Origin of the sequence: Mesorhizobium sp. CA14, from assembly GCF_020165195.1 — a bacterium.
In the GTDB taxonomy this organism is placed as follows: Bacteria; Pseudomonadota; Alphaproteobacteria; order Rhizobiales; family Rhizobiaceae; genus Mesorhizobium.
In genome coordinates, this window is sequence record NZ_JAIUHR010000051.1 from 1 (window position 1) to 16,504 (window position 16,504).

Here is a 16,504-nt window from a genome sequence, read left to right on the forward strand (position 1 = left end):
GCAGTAGGCAGTAGGCAGTAGGCAGTAGGCAGTAGGCAGTAGGCAGTAGGCAGTAGGCAGTAGGCAGTAGGCAGTAGAACATCCCCGCTGCCGGGTGACTTGCCAACTCTTATTTGCCTACGTCCTACTGCCTACTGCCTGATCGTCACTTCAGCATCATCCGCTGCTGGTCGCGGTTGGCGGCATAACTGCTCTTGTCATAGGCCGTCTGCGCCTGCAGCTGCTCCTTGGTGAAGTTGGTGTAGAGATATTTCTTGCCGTTCTTGTCGGTCATGAATTTGAGCTTGTCCATGCCGATCGCCACTTCCTTGGCGCCGATACCGAGGAAGCCGCCAACATCGACAATGACTGCGTCCGGCTTGTTGTCGGGCGTCAGCACGACGTCGCCGATCGAACCGATCTTGGCATCGTTGGCGCCATAGACCGTCGTGCCTTTGAGGTCGTCGACGCGGATGTTGCCCATCGGCATTTCGCTCAGCGTCGATTTGTCGATGGAAGCGGTCTTGGTCTGGTCTGTGGCGGCGGTGCCGTTAACTGCGGGTTTGTTCTCGGCCGTGCTCTGGGCCGGCGGCGTCGCAGGCTTGTTCTCGGCCGTCGACTTGGCGGGCTCTGCCGGCTTCGCTGCCTTATCGGACGTCGTGCCCGAAGAGATCACCGTAGGCGTGGTCGCTGCCGGAGCATTGTTCGCGGCCGTCGTCGAGCCGGGTGCCGGTTCATAGGGCTTACGGTCGAACTCCGGCTGGGCCTGCAGCTGCTCCTTCGTCGTCTCGGCCACGAGCCAGCGGTCGCCGTTCTTCTCCGCCCATTTCGCCTTGTCGAAGTCGAAAGTGACGTTCTTCGTGCCGATGCCGAGGAAGCCGCCGACGCCGATCACCAGCGACTCGGCCTTGCCGTCCTTGGCAAGCACGATGTCTTTCACGTCGCCGATCTTCTGAGCGTTGTCCGCAGTGCCGTTATAAACCGATTCGCCCATGATGTTGGTGGCGAGATTGCCCTCCGCCTTCTTCACCGGCTCGGCCGGTGCGGCCGCGGGGGCCTGGGCGGTTGTCGTGTTGTTGGCGGGCTGCGTAGCGGTCGACTGCGGCGGCGCCGGATCATAAGGCTTGCGGTCAAACGCCGGCAGAGCATTCAGCTCATCTTTGGTCGATTTGGCGACCAGCCAGCGGTCGCCGTTCTTCTCGGCCCATTCCAGCTTGCCGTAGTCGAAAGCGACGTCCTTCTTGCCGACGCCAAGAAAGCCGCCCACCCCGATGATGGCGGATTTGGCCTTGCCGCCGGCATCGAAGATGACATCGTCGACCTTGCCGATGTTCTGGGCATCGTCTCCGGTGCCGTTATAGACCGACTCGCCGATGATGTTCGTCATCAGCGCGCCTTCCGAGCGCATGACCGGCGCCGGATTTTCGGCTGCTGGGGCCTGCGGAGCCGGGGCGGGTGTGGTCTGCGCAAAAGCACCGGTGGCAAGCAGCGTTGCGAGCGCGGTGGTCGCAAAAAGAGTGCGGATCATCATAATCTCTCCTCGTGCCTGATCTGTGTACATGACGCTGCCTCGGCCAGCCTCTGAACGGAGGGGCGGGAGCGGCAGTATCGACAGGATCACAACGTTGTGACCTTGAGCTTGTTCCAACTTGGCCATGTTCCAAAAAGCCGCCGCCGCCCCGTCGCGCTGATTCCTGACCGCGGGGGAACCTTTGCGCCGGCACTTTCGTTTGGGCTGCGACTGAGGCATCGTCCGCCCAGTCCAGAAAGATACGGAGCGGGAATGCGGTTTGCTGCGGTGCTGAACCAGGATGGCGGCACGCTCCGCACCATCGACATCCAGGCTTTCGCCGACCAGCTGCATCAGACCCTCGAAGCGGCCGGACATTCCGTTCAGATCGAAATCGTTGCTGGTCGTGACATCGCTGCAGCATTGGAAAAAGCCATCGCCAAGCGGAGCGTCGACGTCGTTCTCGCCGGCGGCGGGGACGGCACAATTTCCACGGCCGCTTCCCTTCTCATGAACAAGAAGAAGGCCTTGGCCATTCTCCCGGCCGGCACGATGAACCTCTTCGCTCGCGGCCTTGGCATTCCGCAGACACTGGAGGGTGCGTTGAAGTCCTTCGCCGACGGAGAGGTGATCGCCGTCGATATGGCGAGCGCCAACGGCCAGCCCTTCGTTCATCAGTTTTCCATCGGCATGCATGCAAAGATGGTCCAGCTGCGCGAAAAAATGGAATTCGGTTCGCGACTTGGAAAAATGCAGGCATCCGCGCGCGCCGCATGGGCGGCTATCAACAACCCACCCGCGCTGAAGGTGAGCCTGATCATCGGCAAGACCGAAATTGTAACCCGCACCACCGGCATCGGCATTTCCAACAACCTGTTTGGCGAAGGCCATCTGCCCTATGCCGACGATCCGGCCGGCGGGGTGCTCGGTATCTATGTCAGCGTCGCGCGCCGTCGCCATCATCTGGCAAAGCTTTTGCTGGACATGCTGCGCGGCAGGTGGCGCCAGAGCGCGCATGTCGAGGTGCATCAGGCAGACAAGGCGGTGCTGAAGATCCACTCTTCGGTCAAAAAGGTCCGCGCCGTCATGGACGGCGAGTTGATCCGGTTGCAGCGCGAGACGACGATCGAAATCCACCCTGGCGCGCTGAACGTCCTCGTTCCGGCGCGCGGCGTCAGCGCAAAGGCGGCTTGAACGGAAAGCGCTCCTTCAGGGTTGCGAGGTCGGTTGGGCGGGAGCGGGGCCCTGCTCGGTGCCGGGCGGCTGCGGTACATGCTGCGCGCCCGTATTCGGTGACTTTATCAATTCCCCGTAAATCTCTACCGCGCCCCACGCAATGAACGCCAGCAACAGGCCGGCGATGAGTATCCTCAGAGCATGCCAGCCCCAATGTCCCTGACGGGCTTTGTTTTCAGGAACGCTCTTGGTCATGATTGGCCTCCATGTTACGTGGCGGCGGGCTTTTCAGGCACAGCACGGTCGGGTAACGGGCCCTTTGCGTGAAGGTTCCGACCGGGTGGCATCGCTTTCGCGATCATTGGACGAACAGATCAGGGCACAGGTTTGAGGTTGGTGAGCTTGGAGCGGGCCGCCCGCCTAAGAAAAGTCGAGCAGCCTAGCTGTGTTAAGATTCAGGTCAGGCCGGCATCACCTGGATGTCAACGCAGCCTAATGCATGTCTTCCTGATCCGGCTTGCGCGGCCTGGGCTTGGCGTTCTCGCGATAAATGGCGTAGGCCAAGACCGCCAGGGCGGGCGCGATGATGGCTCCGCCCTTGCTCTTGGCAAGGGCCGGAAGCAGTGCGAGTGCCGCGGTGACGCCCAGCGCGGTCATGTCGGCCTGCCGCCGTCTCGCGCGCCGCCTGCTCCGCATGCTCGTCGTCAGCTTGTAGATGACAAGGATGAGCCCGGCGAGCACCAGGAACCCTATGCCGAAGCCGAGACTGGTCGCCAGCGGTCCATAGCGCGCCGCCATCCAGATATAGGCGGCGCCGATGAGGAAGCCCACGCCGCACAGGACGAAAACGGCGGCGAGTCCGTAGAGGATTGCCGTCGTTCGCGCCCTTTGCAAAGCGGCCATCGCCTCGCCCGAGGCAAGAGCGGAGACGAGCGAGACAAGCGTCCCCATCTGAGGCTAGCGGCGCGAAAGCAGGGCGAAGAGGTAGCCGACGCCCATCGCGATCGCCAGCGACGTCACGGGCTTCTCGCGCACTTTGGCTATCAGCTGCGCTTCAATGTCCTCGGCGCTGCCCCGCATGCTCTCGAAGGCTGCTTCGCCTTGCGCGCGCAATTGTTCGACGCCCTCCGCGGCAGCATGGCGCGCCGCGCCATAACCGTGTTGACCGGTCTTGGCGAGTTGTTCCGTGAGTTTCTGGATATCCGCTTTCAACTGCTCGATATCGGCCTCAAGGTCGGCGGTGGTCGCTTCATCCGTTGCGGATCTGCCTGCGGCGGTTGCCATCTCTAACTCCCTGCGTTTGCTTGGATTTCAACGTCCATTCTGTGTCAAAGTTCCCGTTTCAGCGGCTCGAACCGGCCTAGATCAGCGGCCGGCGTTCCTCGCCGAGCCCCTCCCAGCGGGCAAGCTTCTTCAGTCCGTCATAGTCGACCACTTCGCAGCCGCCGTCTCGCCATAGGATGAGCTTGCGGTCCATCAGCTTGCGGATCGTCTTGTTGGTATGGACCAGCGAAAGGCCGAGCGTGTCCGCGATGTGCTGTTGCGTGATCGGTATCCGCACCGGCGTCTTGCCGTTCACTCCGGCGCTGCGCGCCCGGCTGGCGATGAAGGCGATGAGGTAGGCGGCTCGTTCGAGCGCGGTGCGGCGTCCGATGCTGAGCAGGTTCTCGTCCAGCATCCGTTCCTCGCGCGACGCGATCCAGGTGATATCATAGGCAAGACCTGGATAATTGCGATAAAGTTCCTGCAGCTGTTCGCGCTCGAAGACGCACAACAGCATCGTCGACAAGGCCTCGACGGAATGCTGCATCTCGCCCATCAGGCTTCCCTGCAGCCCGATCAGGTCGCCGGGCATGGAAAAATTGAGGATCTGCCGGCGCCCGTCGGGCAAGAGCTTATAACGGAACGCCCAGCCCGACAGCACGGTGTAGAGATGCGCGCTGTGGCTGCCTTCGACCAGGACTGTCGCCCCTTTGTCGACGGCGAGTTCGCCGCGCTTGAAAGTGCTTACGAACGACAGCTCCTGCTTGTCGAACGGGCGAAAGGCGGGCAACGACCGCAACGGACACTCTTCGCAAGGATATTGACGACTCGCAGCCGGATGTGCGCTTTGGCTGGACATTTCGACCCCTCTTCGAAATCCCTGCCCCTTGTGGGCACAGGGAAACGCTTGAGACCGGCAGGGGTTCCGCGGGACCGCGTCCCATGTCTTTTTTAAATGACATGGCTGCGAATTCCGCGCATCAGTGCGGTCCTGCCCAGGAGAAAACCGAGAAGTGCCAGCATTGCTCGACGGACTGCGTATCCTCGTACTGGAAGACGAGTTCCTGATCGCACTGGACATCGAGCAGCTTTGCCGCGACCACGGCGCGGCGGAAGTGACAATCGCCCGAGAGATCACCGAGATCAACGGAGAAGCTCTGTCTCCGCGCTTCGACGCGGCGGTGGTCGACCTGATGCTCGCAGGCGTCTCGACCCTGGATTTCGCCGCCCGGCTGCGCAGCGAGGGCCTGCCGTTCGTATTTGCCTCCGGCTATTCCGATTCGGACGAGATCAAGGACGCGTTCCCGGACATCCGCCTGGTCACCAAGCCCTTCTCGGGCGACGATCTTGTCGAAGCCGTGGCCCTGGCCTGCGGACGGGCCGCCCCGGCCTGAGGCCCAATGGTAGAGATCGGCTCAAGCCGCGTTCGACCCTGTGACCTGCGCCGAGATCGCATCAGGCCCGAACTCGTCTTCTCCGGAAATCTTGAGTATCTCCTGCAGCCTGGCGCGCGCCCGGCTGACGCGGCTCTTGATCGTGCCGACCGCGCAGCCGCAGATCTCGGCGGCTTCTTCATAGGAGAAGCCTGAAGCGCCGATCAGGATGATGGCCTCGCGCTGGTCCTCGGGCAGTTGCTCGAGCGCGCCGCGGAAATCCTTGAGGTCGAGCTGGCCGTGCTGGGCCGGGTGCACGGCAAGCCTGGCCGTCATGATGCCGTCGCTGTCCTGCACTTCGCGGCCGCGTTTGCGCATCTGCGAATAGAATTCATTGCGCAGGATGGTGAACAGCCATGCCTTCAAATTGGTGCCCGGCTGGAAACTCTCATGCTTATCCCAAGCCTTGACCAGCGTTTCCTGGACGAGGTCGTCGGCACGGTCGGCATTCTGCGTCAGCGACACGGCGAAAGCGCGCAGGCTCGGAATCGCGCCGAGCAGCTCGGTCTTGAAGCTCTGGGATACCGCCGCCATGCCTCAGTCCTTTTTCTGGGCAGGTTCGGCCTGTTCCAGCTGGCTGAGCAGCTGAGCGAAACGGTCTGGTACACGGTCCGAGACCAGCTCGTCATAATACTGCTTGAGCTTGCGCGCGATTTCGGAGTTTGCCCCCAGCGGGTTGCCATCCCCGTTCCGATGCCTGCTTACGGCATCAGCCATCTGTTTTTTTGACATTTCTTTCATAGTGGCCCTAGTTTCCAGCACCCGAACCGCTCATCAACTTCAAACCACAACGCAAGCGGAACCCTCGTCTGGTTGCCCATCCCGAAGTCCCGAAACGCCCGCCTGCTAATTTAGTTCCCCGGCCGGCGGAACTTTTTCCGGAAGCCGGCGTTTGATTTGCGGGGCGTGTAGTCAGTTCGGCCTTCAACATGCAACGTCATCTGAGGGAGACGTCAATAATGAGTTTGTCCGCAACCATCGCTCCCCATCTTCCGTTCCTGCGCCGCTTCTCGCGGGCGGTATCGGGATCGCAGGAAAGCGGTGACGCGCTGGTCGCCGCGATGTTGGAAGCCATTATCGCCGATACCAATATCTTCCCCGAAGCCTCGAGCGACCGCATCGCACTCTACAAGGTTTTCGCCAGATTGTTCACCTCCGTCGCCATCCGCGTGCCGCAGGAACAGGCGCAGACCGCCTGGGAGCAGCGGGCCGCGGCCAATCTGAATGCGCTCGCGCCCCGTCCGCGTCAGGCTTTCCTTTTGGTTGCCGTCGAGGGCTTCAGCGAGGACGAGGCGGCGGAAATTCTCGACGTCGAGGAAGAAGAGTTCTCGGAGCTGCTGGCCCAGGCGAGCAACGAGATTTCCCGCCAGGTGGCAACGGACGTGCTGATCATCGAGGACGAGCCTCTGATTGCCATGGATATCGAGGAGATGGTCGAAAGTCTCGGCCATCGCGTGGTGGGCACGGCGCGCACCCATGCCGAGGCGGTGGCCTTGTTCGGCAGGACGCGGCCGAAAATGGTTCTGGCCGACATCCAGCTCGCCGACGGCAGCTCTGGCATCGAAGCCGTCAACGAGATTTTGTCCTCGACGCCGGTGCCGGTGATTTTCATCACCGCCTTTCCGGAGCGCCTGCTGACCGGCGAGCGCCCGGAGCCGGCCTTCCTGGTCACCAAGCCCTTCAACCCCGATATGGTCAAGGCCCTGATCAGCCAGGCCCTGTTCTTCGACCGACAGGCCAAGGCCGCCGCCTGAGCCTTGTCCGGGAGCCTAGATCTTCCAGCGCCATGCGAGGCTTTTCGCCGCGCGTGGTGCATGCCTGCTTGCGACTTTAAAAGCCCTACAAGGGGATCGTCTTTTTCGGCAAATGGTGGAACAAACGACACCGAGCCACGTTCTTTTCCCGACATAGAAGGAGACGCATCATGCTGTACTGGGCGCTCGTATTTCTCGTAGTTGCGATCATCGCCGGCGCGCTTGGGTTCGGCGGCATCGCCGGTACATCGGCGGGCATCGCGCAGATTCTGTTCTTCATCTTCCTCGCTTTCCTGGTGATCTCGCTCATCGCAGGCCTCTTCAGGAGAGCCTGACCGCAACACTGGAAGCCGCACCCCTCAAACGGTTTCCAGCCACCGCCGGGCGGCGCCTCGAAAGAGCACCGTCCGGCGGACCGCTTTTAAAGAGCGCTGATTTCGGGATTTCGGGAGGTTACTCGGGCGGAACCAGTTTGCGGATGAGCCGTTCATGGACCGAGCGCGGGACGTTTCCTATGCCTTCCGAGGGTTTCACGAAAGACAGTAGTAAAAAGCAGAACGGCGAAGTGATCGCGATGCATCCCTCGGAGAGCGGCATGCAATTGGGACGGGCTTTGCTTCATGCTCTGCACAATGCCGGGATCTCGGTTCTCTACCAGGACCGGCAGATGAAGACGGTCTGGGCGCGTAATATGAGCGCGCCCTGGGCATCCGAAACGGCCGACGGCAAGGATTTGCTTTCGCCGGCGCAGGCCGAGCGCATACAAGCCGCCAAGCTCGGGGTGATCGAATCTGGCAACGCGGATCAGCTCGAGCTCAGCATTCCGGGAAGCCAGGGCGTCCGCTGGTTCCAGCTTTGGATCGATGCCGACCGGGGGGAATCCGGCGACGTCCTCGGCGTCGTTACGACGATGGTGGAAACGACGGAGCAGAAGCGGCGCGAGCAGACGCTGAAGGCATTGCTGCGCGAAGTCAGCCATCGATCGAAAAATCTCCTGGCCATTATCCAGAGCATCGCCACGCAGACCGGGCGCTATACGGAGACGCTTGGCGACTTCCTGGCGCGGTTCCGCGGCCGGCTGCAATCGCTCGCTTCCTCGCAGGATCTGGTCACATCCTCCAACTGGCGCGGTGCCGCACTGCAGGAACTCGTATCCGGCCAGGTTGGCCGCTATAGCAGCGATCTGGCCAAAAGCCTGAGGTTTAAGGGGGAAAATCCTTATCTCAATCCCAACGCTGCCCTGCATATTGGCCTGGCCATGCATGAGCTGGCCGTGAATTCCGTAAGCTATGGCGCGTTGTCCCGGCCGGAGGGCCATGTCGAGGTGCGCGCCAGGCTCGATCCCGAGAACGGAACCTCGCCTAATCTTTTGCTGACCTGGACCGAAGCGGTCGGCGACGCGCAGCGTAACGAGAGGCGCTTCGGCAGCGTGGCGCTGGAACGCGTCGTGCCGATGTCGCTGAACGGTTCCGCGACGCTGGAAATCGGCGAGGATCGCATCGAATACCGCCTCACCGTCCCGCAAGGCAATTTCGAGACGGATTGATCGTGCCGCCGATGGCGAGAGAGCTATTCCCGCGACGGGCTTTAACCGGCTGTTCACCATAAAGTCCGATTCTGTGCTCCCGGCTAACGATGCGCCGGAAACCCATCCGTCGCCGCGCGACCTGGGAGACTGACATGATGGCTGCCGACATGAACAGGCTGGAGCAGGCCGCCCGCGTCTCGATGAGCGGCTTCCAGGAAGCCGAACCGCCACCGGCGCCGCGATCGTCGCTTTCGCCCCGCTTGGGCGCGATCGCGCTTCTGGCCGCCATGGCCTTGATCGCGGCCTGGCAATTGTTCTGACCTCGCGCGGGATCAAGACAGAACTTTTAAGCACTGGTCGCATCCCTGGAGGTCTCCGGCATGCTTGTCGCGTCGAACGGCGAGCGCCCCGAAAAATACTATGTTAGGCAACAGTGAAATCGGGCAGGCAAAGCATGTTTTTTCATGCTAAATGGCTGCTGGCACTGCCGAAAGTGAGGACAAAAGTGAGGAGCAATTCTATGCGGAAGATGATCATTGCCATGGTTGCCGTGGTCGCCGTCAGCGGCTGCACCAGCACCGAGCAGGACGTCGTCGGCGGCGGCCTGATCGGCGCCGGCATCGGCGGCCTGGTCGGCGGCGGCAAGGGTGCGCTGGTCGGTGCGGCTGTCGGCGCCGGGTCTGGTTTGTTGTATCGTAACGTGCAAACTGGCCGCTGCAAGTATCGCCGCGCTGACGGTACGATCCACTGGGCCCGCTGCAACTGATTTCAGCAATCGGGAAAGGACTGGGGGCTGGTTGACGGCCCCTATCCTCTCTTTTTCAAACCATCGATGCCTTCAGCCTGTCAGACGATTAGCGGTATCCTGATTTCCACCTTCAGTCCGTCGTCCCGGTAGTCGCGCGCGATCGTGCCGCGCAATTCGCGCGTGACGTTGAGATCGATCAGCTTGGTGCCGAAGCCGGTCTTGGCCGGCGCTTCCAGGTTCTTCTGACCCGTTTCGCGCCAATTCAAGAGCAGCGTCCGCTCGCGACCGCGCCCTTCAATGCTCCAGTCGACCTTCAGGGCGCCCACCGAACTGCCGGCTTCGCCATATTTCAGCGCGTTGGTGGCGAGTTCGTGGAAGGTCAGCCCGAGCGCTTGCGTCGTCGTCTCGTCGAGCAGCACTTGCGGCCCCGACAACACTCCTTCGGGAAGATCTTTGCCGAACACCTGCCCAAGTTCGATGCGCAGCAGGTCGCCAAGATCGGCCTTCTGCCAGCGCGAGCGCGTCAGCATGTCCTGCGATGCGGCCATGGCCTGCAGGCGCGCCGAGAACGAGGCCGAAAATTCCTTGACGTCGGCGGCTTGCGAGGCCGTCTGCCGCGCGATCGCCAGCACGCGGGTGATCGAATTCTTGATGCGGTGCTTCATCTCCTGCAGGATCAGGTCCTTCTCCAGCAGGCTCTTTTCGGTCGTTTCGTGCAGCGCCGACTTCGCCTCATAGGCGCGCTCCTGATAGCGCGCCACCAGCGCGATGGCGCCGGCAAGCAAAAGGCCGAACAGCCCGAGCATCACCGGAATGGCGCGCGAGGACGGTGGTTCGAAGGCGCTTGTCGGCCTGAACAGCACGGTCCAGGGCCGGCCCGCGACAACGATATCCCGACGCGCCAGAAGCGTCGCCCCGATGCGTTCCGCCGGCGGCGCCTCCGAACGGAACAAAAGATTGCCGTTCTCGGGCTTGCCGTCATAGACCTCGACATTGACCGGTAGCAGCGGCGAACGGCTGAGTGCGACTTGGAACAAGTCCTGCGCGCGGAAGGCAGCGTAGAGAAAGCCGGCGGTGGAGGAGCGGCTTGCATTGATCACCTCGGGCGCGGTTTCGACGTTCAGTCGCACAAAAACCAGGAACCCGGTGAAGGTCTGCGTCACGCCGGTACCCTGGCCGAGCTGGACAACGCCGCTCGCATGCTGCTGGTCGTCGGCCATCGCCTTTTCGATCGCCGCGCGCCGTACCGGTTCGCTGAACATGTCGAAGCCGATGATCGACTGGTTGGATGTATCGAGCGGCTCGAACAGCACGATCGGCGTGCGCCATCGCTCGGTCGTCGCGGGGTAGATCGGGTGCGCCGACCCAAGGTCGTGCAGGATATCGCGTTCGACGGCCGCCTCGTCGCCGGTCTTTGCCAGCCTCAGGAAGCCGATACCGCGAAGCCCCGCGAAATTATCGTCTATGTCGAGGGCGGTGAAGAAGGCTTTGAATTCGCCGCGCGTGATGTCGCCGTTGCGGGCATCGAACAGCGCCTGCGTCGAACGCAGCAGCGACAGATGCAGGTCGATGCGGCTTTCGATGCGGTTCAACGCGTCATCGGCGGTGCCCTCGAACTTGATCCGAGCCGCCTCCTGTGTCGCGAAATAAGCGAACCCCGCCATCGTCAGGCTGATCAGCGCGACGGCGACAAAGGCAACGATCGGAAAGAGCTTCTTCAAATCAAAGATGCGGCTCGTGGACGGTCAACGATCTTTATGGGCAAGTCTCCCCGCCAACACAATGGCGCGGTCAAATCATCACCGCGGTTGGTACACCGCGCAGCCGTTAATTAGCCGGCTATCTGTCGTCTCTATGCCGCGATCTTCAGCGCGCCTGGTCCCGGGATGGCGCCCGGCGGGCATTTGCCCAAAATGATCATGCCGAGCACCTCGTCCTGGGTGACATCGGCCGTGCGCGCGGTGCCGACCACTTGGCCGTTCTTCATCACGCAGACCCGGTCGGCGAGCTCGAAAACGTCGTGGATGTCGTGGCTGATCAGGAAGATGCCGATGCCTTCGGCCTTGAGCTGCTTGACCAGTTCGCCGACCTGCGCCGTCTCCTGCGGGCCGAGCGCCGCCGTCGGCTCGTCCATGATCAGGATGCGGGCGTTGAACAGGATCGCGCGCGCGATCGCCACCGACTGCCGCTGTCCGCCCGACAGCTTGATGACCGGCTCCTTGAAGCGCTGGAAACGCGGATTGAGCCGGCCCATCACCTTGCGCGCCTCGGCTTCCATGGCGACGTCGTCCAGCGTGCCCCAGCCCGTCATCAGCTCGCGGCCGAGGAAGAGATTGGCCGCGGCATCGACATTATCGGCCAGCGCCAGCGTCTGGTAGATCGTCTCGACGCCGTATTTCTTTGCGTCGCGCGGATTGGAGATCGAAGCCTCCTCGCCATTGATGAAGATCTGCCCGCTGTCGCGCTTGTAGGCGCCGGACAGGATCTTGATCAGCGTCGATTTGCCGGCGCCATTGTGGCCGAGCAGCGCCATCACTTCGCCGGGGAACAGATCAACCGACGCATCGTCGACGGCGCGGATGCCGCCGAAGGCGATCGAGATGTTGCGCATGTCGACCAGCGGAACGCCGGCGGGGGCGGTCTTGTCAGCCATGATCCTTTTCCTCCCTGGTTGCTCAGACGCGCTTGCGATAGAGAGTGTCGAGCCACACCGCCACGACCAGCACGGCGCCGACGACGATGCTCTGCAGCGGCGAGTCGACGCCGAGCAGCACCATGCCGGACTGCAGCGACTGCATCAGAAGCGCGCCGAGCATGGCGCCGAGCACGGTGCCCGAACCGCCGGCAAGCGAAGTGCCGCCGATGACGGCCGCGGCAATGACCAGAAGTTCGTCCAGCGTTCCAAGCGCATTGGTGGACGAATTCTGCCTGGCGGATGAAATCGCCGCCGCGATCGTCGCCAGCACGCCCATGATCATGAACACCTTCATGGTGATCCAGCGCGTGTTGATGCCGGCGAGGTTGGCTGCTTCCGGATTGCCGCCGATGGCGAAGACATAGCGGCCGAAGCGCGTGCGCTTGGTGACGAAGGTCATGATCAGGCCGACGGCAACCGCCATCAGCACCGGAATGGCGATGCCATGCGCGATGAACAGCCCGCCCTCGGGGACGGTGATGTTGTTGGCGGCGGCGTAGCGGTTCACGATGCCGACGGGCCATGGATAGGAGTTGGCGAGCCACACCGCGCCCAGGATGACCGCGCACGTGACCGTGGCAAGCAGCGTCTCTGCCCAGACCGGGCGCAGCGGGAAGCGGAAGCGCTTGCGCTGCACGCGGCCGTTGAAATGCATGAAAATGACCGCCAGGCAGGCGACGATGCCGACGGCCCAGCTCCATCTGGCGCCGATCGAGCCTGCCGGACCGCCGCCCATCAGCTGGAAGGTGGCGTCGAGGGGCGCAACGGTCTGGCCGCTGGTGACCCACCAGGCAGCGCCCCGCCATACCAGCAATCCCCCCAGCGTGACGATGAAGGCCGGCACTTCGAGATAGGCGATGACGAAGCCCTGGAAGGCGCCGATGATGAGGCCGAGCGCCAGGCCGATCAGCAATGCCAGGACCCAGATCCAGGGAGTGCCCAATTCAAGCCCGACGAAGCGAACCAGGAAATGCACCTGGGCAAAGCCCATGACCATGCCGATCACCCCTTCGGCCGATCCGACCGAAAGGTCGATGTTGCGCATGACGATGACCAGCACCATGCCGGAGGCCATGATCGCCACGGCCGACGTCTGCACCGACAGGTTCCAGAGATTGCGCGGCGTGAGGAAGGTGCGGCTGTCGAAGTCGAGCGGATTGACGCCGAGCCGCAGGCTGGAGATCACATGCAGCCCGATCCAGATCAGGAGCAGCGCGCCGATCATGCCGAGCATGCGGGTGTCGAGCTCGGTCGCCTTCAGGAACCGGGCGACAGTGCCGAGTTCCGACGCGCGCGCGGTGTCCGCCGGTTGGGTAGACGTCGTGTCGGTCATGATTTCCTCCCGCCGGCTTGCTGTCTGGCGCGGATGCCGGAACTCAGCCTAGAAGCTAGCCGCCTGAGGCGGAACCGCAATCTTTTGGAAACGCCGCGGCTTTCAGGCCGCGGCGCAGGTCGTGAGATCGAATGTCGGCAAGGCTTAGTTGCAGACCTTGACGCTGCCGGCAGGCACGCCCGCGCAGACCTCGTCCTTCTTGATCCAGCCGGCGTCGATGACGACGTTGAGATTGTCCTTGGTGATCGCGACCGGCGTCAGGAACAGCGACTTGACGGTGTTGCCGCCGGGCGTCGTGAAGTCCTTGGCGCCGGCGATGTCGCCCATCTTCTTGCCGCCGGCGAGCTGCGAGGCGATCTCGGCGGCGTTCTTGCCGAGCTCGCGCGCGTCTTTCCACACCGACACGGTCTGCGTGCCGAGCGCGATGCGGTTGAGCGCAGCGTGGTCGCCGTCCTGGCCGGAGACCGGAACGGTGCCGGCCAGACCCTGCGCCGTCAGCGCCGCAACGACGCCGCCGGCAGTGCCGTCATTGGCCGCCACGACCGCGTCGACCTTGTTGTCGTTGGCGGTCAGGAACTGCTCCATGTTCTTCTGCGCGTTGGCGGGCAGCCAGCCGTCGGTATAGGCTTCGCCGACATTCTTGATCTTACCGCTGTCGATCGCGTCCTTCAGCACTTCCATGGAACCGGAGAACAGGAAGTCGGCGTTCGGATCGGAGCCCGAGCCCTTGATGAAGACGTAGTCGCCTTCCGGCTTGGCCTTGAACACCTCGCGGGCCTGCATGCGCCCGACTTCCTTGTTGTCGAAGGTCAGGTAGAACACGTCCTTGTTCTCGATCAGGCGGTCGTAGCCGACGACCGGGATGCCTTCGTCGAGCGCCTTCTGCACTGCCGGACCGATCGCCGAGGCATCCTGCGCCAGGATGATCAGCGCGTTGGCGCCCTGCGAGATCAGGCTTTCGACGTCGGTCAGCTGCTTGCCCGGATTGGACTGCGCGTCGGCCGAAATATACTTGTCGCCGGCGGCCTCGATGGCGGCCTTCATCGCGGCTTCGTCCGTCTTCCAGCGCTCTTCCTGGAAATTCGACCACGACACGCCGATCACCTTGTCCTTCGCCTCGGCGACCGACGCCAGCGTCAACGACATGGCAACGCCCGCCAGAATGGCGGCTGCGAATTTCTTCATGATATCCTCCCTGCGCCCGTGCGGCGCGACCCAGACTGGCCCGAAGGCCGGCACAGAGGCTTTTTTTCGAGCCTCAAAAAAATACTGGTCCAGCAAAGCGACCCTGTCAACTGCGATCTTGATGGGTTTTGATGGGTCGAGGCATTTTTTTCGACATCCGCAATAAATAATGACATGGACCCTGGCTTCTGCCACAATCCCTAGCGTGTCAGCGACAGGCCATGGCATTATCACAAGGCCGCGATGACCGGGGAGGACGTGCGAACGATGTCGGTCGGAATCCGCCACGACGATTTGCGCCGGCGCAACCGCGCCATGGTGATTTCGGCGGTGCGCCGCGCCGGCCAGCCATCGCGGACGGAGATTGCCGCCACCACCGGGCTTAGCCACTCGACCATTTCGGCGATCTCCGCCGATCTGATCCAGGAGGGTATTCTCGCCGAAAGCAAAGCCAGCGAGCCGACGGCGTTGAAACGCGGCCGACCGCAGATCGGCCTGGCGCTGAACCCCGAAGCCGCCGCGGTGCTGACCGTGGTGTTGTCGCTGAATTTCCTGTCGGTTGCCGTGATCGACTATGCCGGCCAGATCGTGGCCGAGGAGCAGCATCGCCTGGACACGCTCGTCATGCCCCGCGACGAGTTGATCGGCGAATGCATGGCGATTGTCCGGCGCCGGCTGCAGGATCCCGACCTCGACGTGGGCAGCGTCGCCCGCATCGCCATGGGCATTCAGGGCATCACCAATACCCATTCACGCGCCATGCTGTGGTCGCCGATCACACCGCTGACCGACATCCCCTTTGCCGATCTCCTCGAAAAGGAATTCGGCATCCCGGCCACCACGGAAAACGACTGCAACATGATGGCGGTGGCGCTGCAGTGGCGCGATCCCGAGCGCTATCGCGACGACTTCATCGCCATCCTGCTCTCGCACGGCATCGGCATGGGGCTGGTGTTGAAGGGCGCGCTGTTCACCGGCACGCATTCCTCGGGCGGCGAGTTCGGCCATATGATCCACCGGCCCGGCGGCGCGCTTTGCCGCTGCGGCCGCCGCGGCTGCGTCGAGGCCTATGCCGGCAATTATGCGATCTGGCGCAGCGCCATGGGCATAAGCGAGGATGCCACGCCGACTGATGTCGGCGACGCCGACATGCGCGCGCTTGCCGCAAAGGCCCGTCAGGAGGATGGCCCCGAGCGCGAGGCCTATCGCCGGGCCGGCGAGGCGCTCGGCTTCAGCCTCGGCAGCCTGTTCGCCTTGATCGACCCGGCGCCCGTCGCCATGGTCGGCGTCAGCGCGGCCGCCTTCGACCTGATCGAGCCGGCGCTGAGGGAGGCAATCGCCCAGACCGCCGGCGGCCAGCACTCCGAATCGATCTCCTTTGACACCGAGCCGAACGAACTGCCGTTGATCCGCGAAGGCTGCGCCATGCGCGCGCTGACCTTCGTCGACCAGGAGATTTTCGCGCCGGGAGGCCAGGCAAAAGCGGGGACGGGAAAGAGCGTGGCGTAGGCAGCCTTGAAGAGGCTCCGGGGACAACAGCAGACGCTTGAAATTAGCGAAGGCCCCGCAGCTTCGTCATTCCAGGCGGAGCAGGAGCGAAGCTCCGTCGCGCTGACCCTGGAATCCATGCCGTTACCTCACGCGTCGAGCGCAGCTGTGCAAAATTCTGGACCGCTGCAACGCGTCAAAGTCACGGAATGGATCTTCGGGTCTGCGCTGCGTCGCTGCGCTCCTTGCTCCGCCCGTGGACGACGAAGCACAAAGGTCTCGGCTACTCGCCAGCGTGGATGTTGAAAGTGCCTGACCCGTCAGCCCCCGGGACGTAGAGCGGGATGATTTTAGGTTGAACGATATCCAGCGTTTTCGAAGTAGTTGTTGCATTCGGTTGCGGTGAGGCCAT

General features: G+C 62.9%; 19 protein-coding genes. 8 read left to right on the plus strand and 11 right to left on the minus strand.

Going from position 1 to position 16,504, the window contains the following annotated elements:
* Nucleotides 1–145: 145 nt before the first annotated feature.
* Nucleotides 146–1,507, minus strand: a complete 1,362-nt coding sequence (locus LB565_RS29325; RefSeq protein WP_224589560.1) for a PRC-barrel domain-containing protein — start codon at nt 1,505–1,507, stop codon at nt 146–148.
* Nucleotides 1,508–1,762: 255 nt separating this feature from the next.
* On the opposite strand from LB565_RS29325, the gene LB565_RS29330 reads away from it, so the two are divergent.
* Nucleotides 1,763–2,683: a diacylglycerol/lipid kinase family protein gene (locus tag LB565_RS29330; protein ID WP_224589561.1), complete on the plus strand. Its 921-nt coding sequence runs from the start codon at nt 1,763–1,765 to the stop codon at nt 2,681–2,683.
* A 15-nt stretch (nt 2,684–2,698) separates the two neighbouring features.
* On the opposite strand, the gene LB565_RS29335 is transcribed toward LB565_RS29330, so the two are convergent.
* The 4 genes from LB565_RS29335 to LB565_RS29350 all read right to left on the minus strand — a co-directional run bounded on the left by LB565_RS29335 (nt 2,699) and on the right by LB565_RS29350 (nt 4,787).
* Nucleotides 2,699–2,920 carry a hypothetical protein gene (locus LB565_RS29335; RefSeq protein ID WP_224589562.1) on the minus strand — a complete coding sequence of 74 codons (222 nt, stop codon included), beginning with the start codon at nt 2,918–2,920 and terminating at the stop codon, nt 2,699–2,701.
* 237 nt (nt 2,921–3,157) lie between these two features.
* The gene (locus LB565_RS29340) at nt 3,158–3,616 is read right to left on the minus strand and encodes a phage holin family protein (RefSeq protein WP_224589563.1); all 459 of its coding nucleotides are present in this window, start codon (nt 3,614–3,616) and stop codon (nt 3,158–3,160) included.
* Between the two features lie 6 nt (nt 3,617–3,622).
* On the minus strand, nt 3,623–3,949 hold the full coding sequence (locus tag LB565_RS29345) for a YqjD family protein (protein ID WP_224589564.1): 327 nt from the start codon (nt 3,947–3,949) through the stop codon (nt 3,623–3,625).
* Between the two features lie 76 nt (nt 3,950–4,025).
* On the minus strand, nt 4,026–4,787 hold the full coding sequence (locus LB565_RS29350) for a Crp/Fnr family transcriptional regulator (protein WP_224589565.1): 762 nt from the start codon (nt 4,785–4,787) through the stop codon (nt 4,026–4,028).
* A 154-nt stretch (nt 4,788–4,941) separates the two neighbouring features.
* Between LB565_RS29350 and LB565_RS29355 the strand changes: the two genes are divergently transcribed.
* Nucleotides 4,942–5,322, plus strand: a complete 381-nt coding sequence (locus LB565_RS29355) for a response regulator (RefSeq protein ID WP_224589566.1) — start codon at nt 4,942–4,944, stop codon at nt 5,320–5,322.
* A gap of 21 nt (nt 5,323–5,343) precedes the next feature.
* Here the strand turns inward: LB565_RS29355 and LB565_RS29360 are convergent, their stop codons facing one another.
* A complete protein-coding gene (locus LB565_RS29360) occupies nt 5,344–5,895 on the minus strand; it encodes an RNA polymerase sigma factor (protein ID WP_040985057.1) in 552 nt (183 codons plus the stop codon).
* Nucleotides 5,896–5,898: 3 nt separating this feature from the next.
* On the minus strand, nt 5,899–6,102 hold the full coding sequence (locus LB565_RS29365; protein ID WP_224589567.1) for a NepR family anti-sigma factor: 204 nt from the start codon (nt 6,100–6,102) through the stop codon (nt 5,899–5,901).
* A gap of 218 nt (nt 6,103–6,320) precedes the next feature.
* Between LB565_RS29365 and LB565_RS29370 the strand changes: the two genes are divergently transcribed.
* The 5 genes from LB565_RS29370 to LB565_RS29390 all read left to right on the plus strand — a co-directional run bounded on the left by LB565_RS29370 (nt 6,321) and on the right by LB565_RS29390 (nt 9,409).
* Nucleotides 6,321–7,115, plus strand: coding sequence for a response regulator (locus LB565_RS29370; RefSeq protein WP_224589568.1), 795 nt, complete (start codon nt 6,321–6,323; stop codon nt 7,113–7,115).
* A 170-nt stretch (nt 7,116–7,285) separates the two neighbouring features.
* Nucleotides 7,286–7,450, plus strand: coding sequence for a DUF1328 domain-containing protein (locus LB565_RS29375; RefSeq protein ID WP_018429836.1), 165 nt, complete (start codon nt 7,286–7,288; stop codon nt 7,448–7,450).
* A gap of 260 nt (nt 7,451–7,710) precedes the next feature.
* Nucleotides 7,711–8,661 (plus strand): sensor histidine kinase, encoded by a 951-nt coding sequence (locus tag LB565_RS29380; RefSeq protein ID WP_224589569.1) that lies wholly within the window; start codon nt 7,711–7,713, stop codon nt 8,659–8,661.
* A 134-nt stretch (nt 8,662–8,795) separates the two neighbouring features.
* Complete coding sequence (locus LB565_RS29385) at nt 8,796–8,963, plus strand: hypothetical protein (protein ID WP_224589570.1); 168 nt, start codon at nt 8,796–8,798, stop codon at nt 8,961–8,963.
* Nucleotides 8,964–9,163: 200 nt separating this feature from the next.
* On the plus strand, nt 9,164–9,409 hold the full coding sequence (locus LB565_RS29390; protein ID WP_224589571.1) for a YMGG-like glycine zipper-containing protein: 246 nt from the start codon (nt 9,164–9,166) through the stop codon (nt 9,407–9,409).
* A gap of 80 nt (nt 9,410–9,489) precedes the next feature.
* Here LB565_RS29390 and LB565_RS29395 read toward each other — a convergent pair whose 3' ends face one another.
* From LB565_RS29395 to xylF, 4 genes are all read right to left on the minus strand, one after another.
* Nucleotides 9,490–11,112, minus strand: a complete 1,623-nt coding sequence (locus tag LB565_RS29395) for a CHASE domain-containing protein (RefSeq protein ID WP_224589572.1) — start codon at nt 11,110–11,112, stop codon at nt 9,490–9,492.
* Nucleotides 11,113–11,243: 131 nt separating this feature from the next.
* Entirely contained in the window at nt 11,244–12,044 is an 801-nt protein-coding gene (locus tag LB565_RS29400) for an ATP-binding cassette domain-containing protein (protein WP_224589573.1), read from the minus strand.
* Nucleotides 12,045–12,066: 22 nt separating this feature from the next.
* Nucleotides 12,067–13,419: a sugar ABC transporter permease gene (locus LB565_RS29405; protein ID WP_224589574.1), complete on the minus strand. Its 1,353-nt coding sequence runs from the start codon at nt 13,417–13,419 to the stop codon at nt 12,067–12,069.
* A 144-nt stretch (nt 13,420–13,563) separates the two neighbouring features.
* Nucleotides 13,564–14,604 (minus strand): D-xylose ABC transporter substrate-binding protein, encoded by a 1,041-nt coding sequence (gene xylF / locus LB565_RS29410; protein WP_224589575.1) that lies wholly within the window; start codon nt 14,602–14,604, stop codon nt 13,564–13,566.
* 267 nt (nt 14,605–14,871) lie between these two features.
* On the opposite strand from xylF, the gene LB565_RS29415 reads away from it, so the two are divergent.
* Nucleotides 14,872–16,113: an ROK family protein gene (locus tag LB565_RS29415; RefSeq protein WP_224589576.1), complete on the plus strand. Its 1,242-nt coding sequence runs from the start codon at nt 14,872–14,874 to the stop codon at nt 16,111–16,113.
* The last annotated feature ends 391 nt before the right edge of the window (nt 16,114–16,504 follow it).

Excerpts from the sequence above, each read along its gene's own strand:
- LB565_RS29325 (WP_224589560.1), bottom strand. The coding sequence starts at position 1,507 with ATGATCCGCACTCTTTTTGCGACCACCGCGCTCGCAACGCTGCTTGCC.
- LB565_RS29350 (WP_224589565.1), bottom strand. The coding sequence starts at position 4,787 with ATGTCCAGCCAAAGCGCACATCCGGCTGCGAGTCGTCAATATCCTTGC.
- LB565_RS29385 (WP_224589570.1), top strand. The coding sequence starts at position 8,796 with ATGATGGCTGCCGACATGAACAGGCTGGAGCAGGCCGCCCGCGTCTCG.
- LB565_RS29365 (WP_224589567.1), bottom strand. The coding sequence starts at position 6,102 with ATGAAAGAAATGTCAAAAAAACAGATGGCTGATGCCGTAAGCAGGCAT.
- LB565_RS29360 (WP_040985057.1), bottom strand. The coding sequence starts at position 5,895 with ATGGCGGCGGTATCCCAGAGCTTCAAGACCGAGCTGCTCGGCGCGATT.
- LB565_RS29380 (WP_224589569.1), top strand. The coding sequence starts at position 7,711 with ATGCAATTGGGACGGGCTTTGCTTCATGCTCTGCACAATGCCGGGATC.
- LB565_RS29370 (WP_224589568.1), top strand. The coding sequence starts at position 6,321 with ATGAGTTTGTCCGCAACCATCGCTCCCCATCTTCCGTTCCTGCGCCGC.
- LB565_RS29345 (WP_224589564.1), bottom strand. The coding sequence starts at position 3,949 with ATGGCAACCGCCGCAGGCAGATCCGCAACGGATGAAGCGACCACCGCC.
- LB565_RS29415 (WP_224589576.1), top strand. The coding sequence starts at position 14,872 with ATGTCGGTCGGAATCCGCCACGACGATTTGCGCCGGCGCAACCGCGCC.
- LB565_RS29330 (WP_224589561.1), top strand. The coding sequence starts at position 1,763 with ATGCGGTTTGCTGCGGTGCTGAACCAGGATGGCGGCACGCTCCGCACC.
- LB565_RS29400 (WP_224589573.1), bottom strand. The coding sequence starts at position 12,044 with ATGGCTGACAAGACCGCCCCCGCCGGCGTTCCGCTGGTCGACATGCGC.
- LB565_RS29335 (WP_224589562.1), bottom strand. The coding sequence starts at position 2,920 with ATGACCAAGAGCGTTCCTGAAAACAAAGCCCGTCAGGGACATTGGGGC.
- LB565_RS29340 (WP_224589563.1), bottom strand. The coding sequence starts at position 3,616 with ATGGGGACGCTTGTCTCGCTCGTCTCCGCTCTTGCCTCGGGCGAGGCG.
- LB565_RS29390 (WP_224589571.1), top strand. The coding sequence starts at position 9,164 with ATGCGGAAGATGATCATTGCCATGGTTGCCGTGGTCGCCGTCAGCGGC.
- xylF (WP_224589575.1), bottom strand. The coding sequence starts at position 14,604 with ATGAAGAAATTCGCAGCCGCCATTCTGGCGGGCGTTGCCATGTCGTTG.
- LB565_RS29375 (WP_018429836.1), top strand. The coding sequence starts at position 7,286 with ATGCTGTACTGGGCGCTCGTATTTCTCGTAGTTGCGATCATCGCCGGC.
- LB565_RS29405 (WP_224589574.1), bottom strand. The coding sequence starts at position 13,419 with ATGACCGACACGACGTCTACCCAACCGGCGGACACCGCGCGCGCGTCG.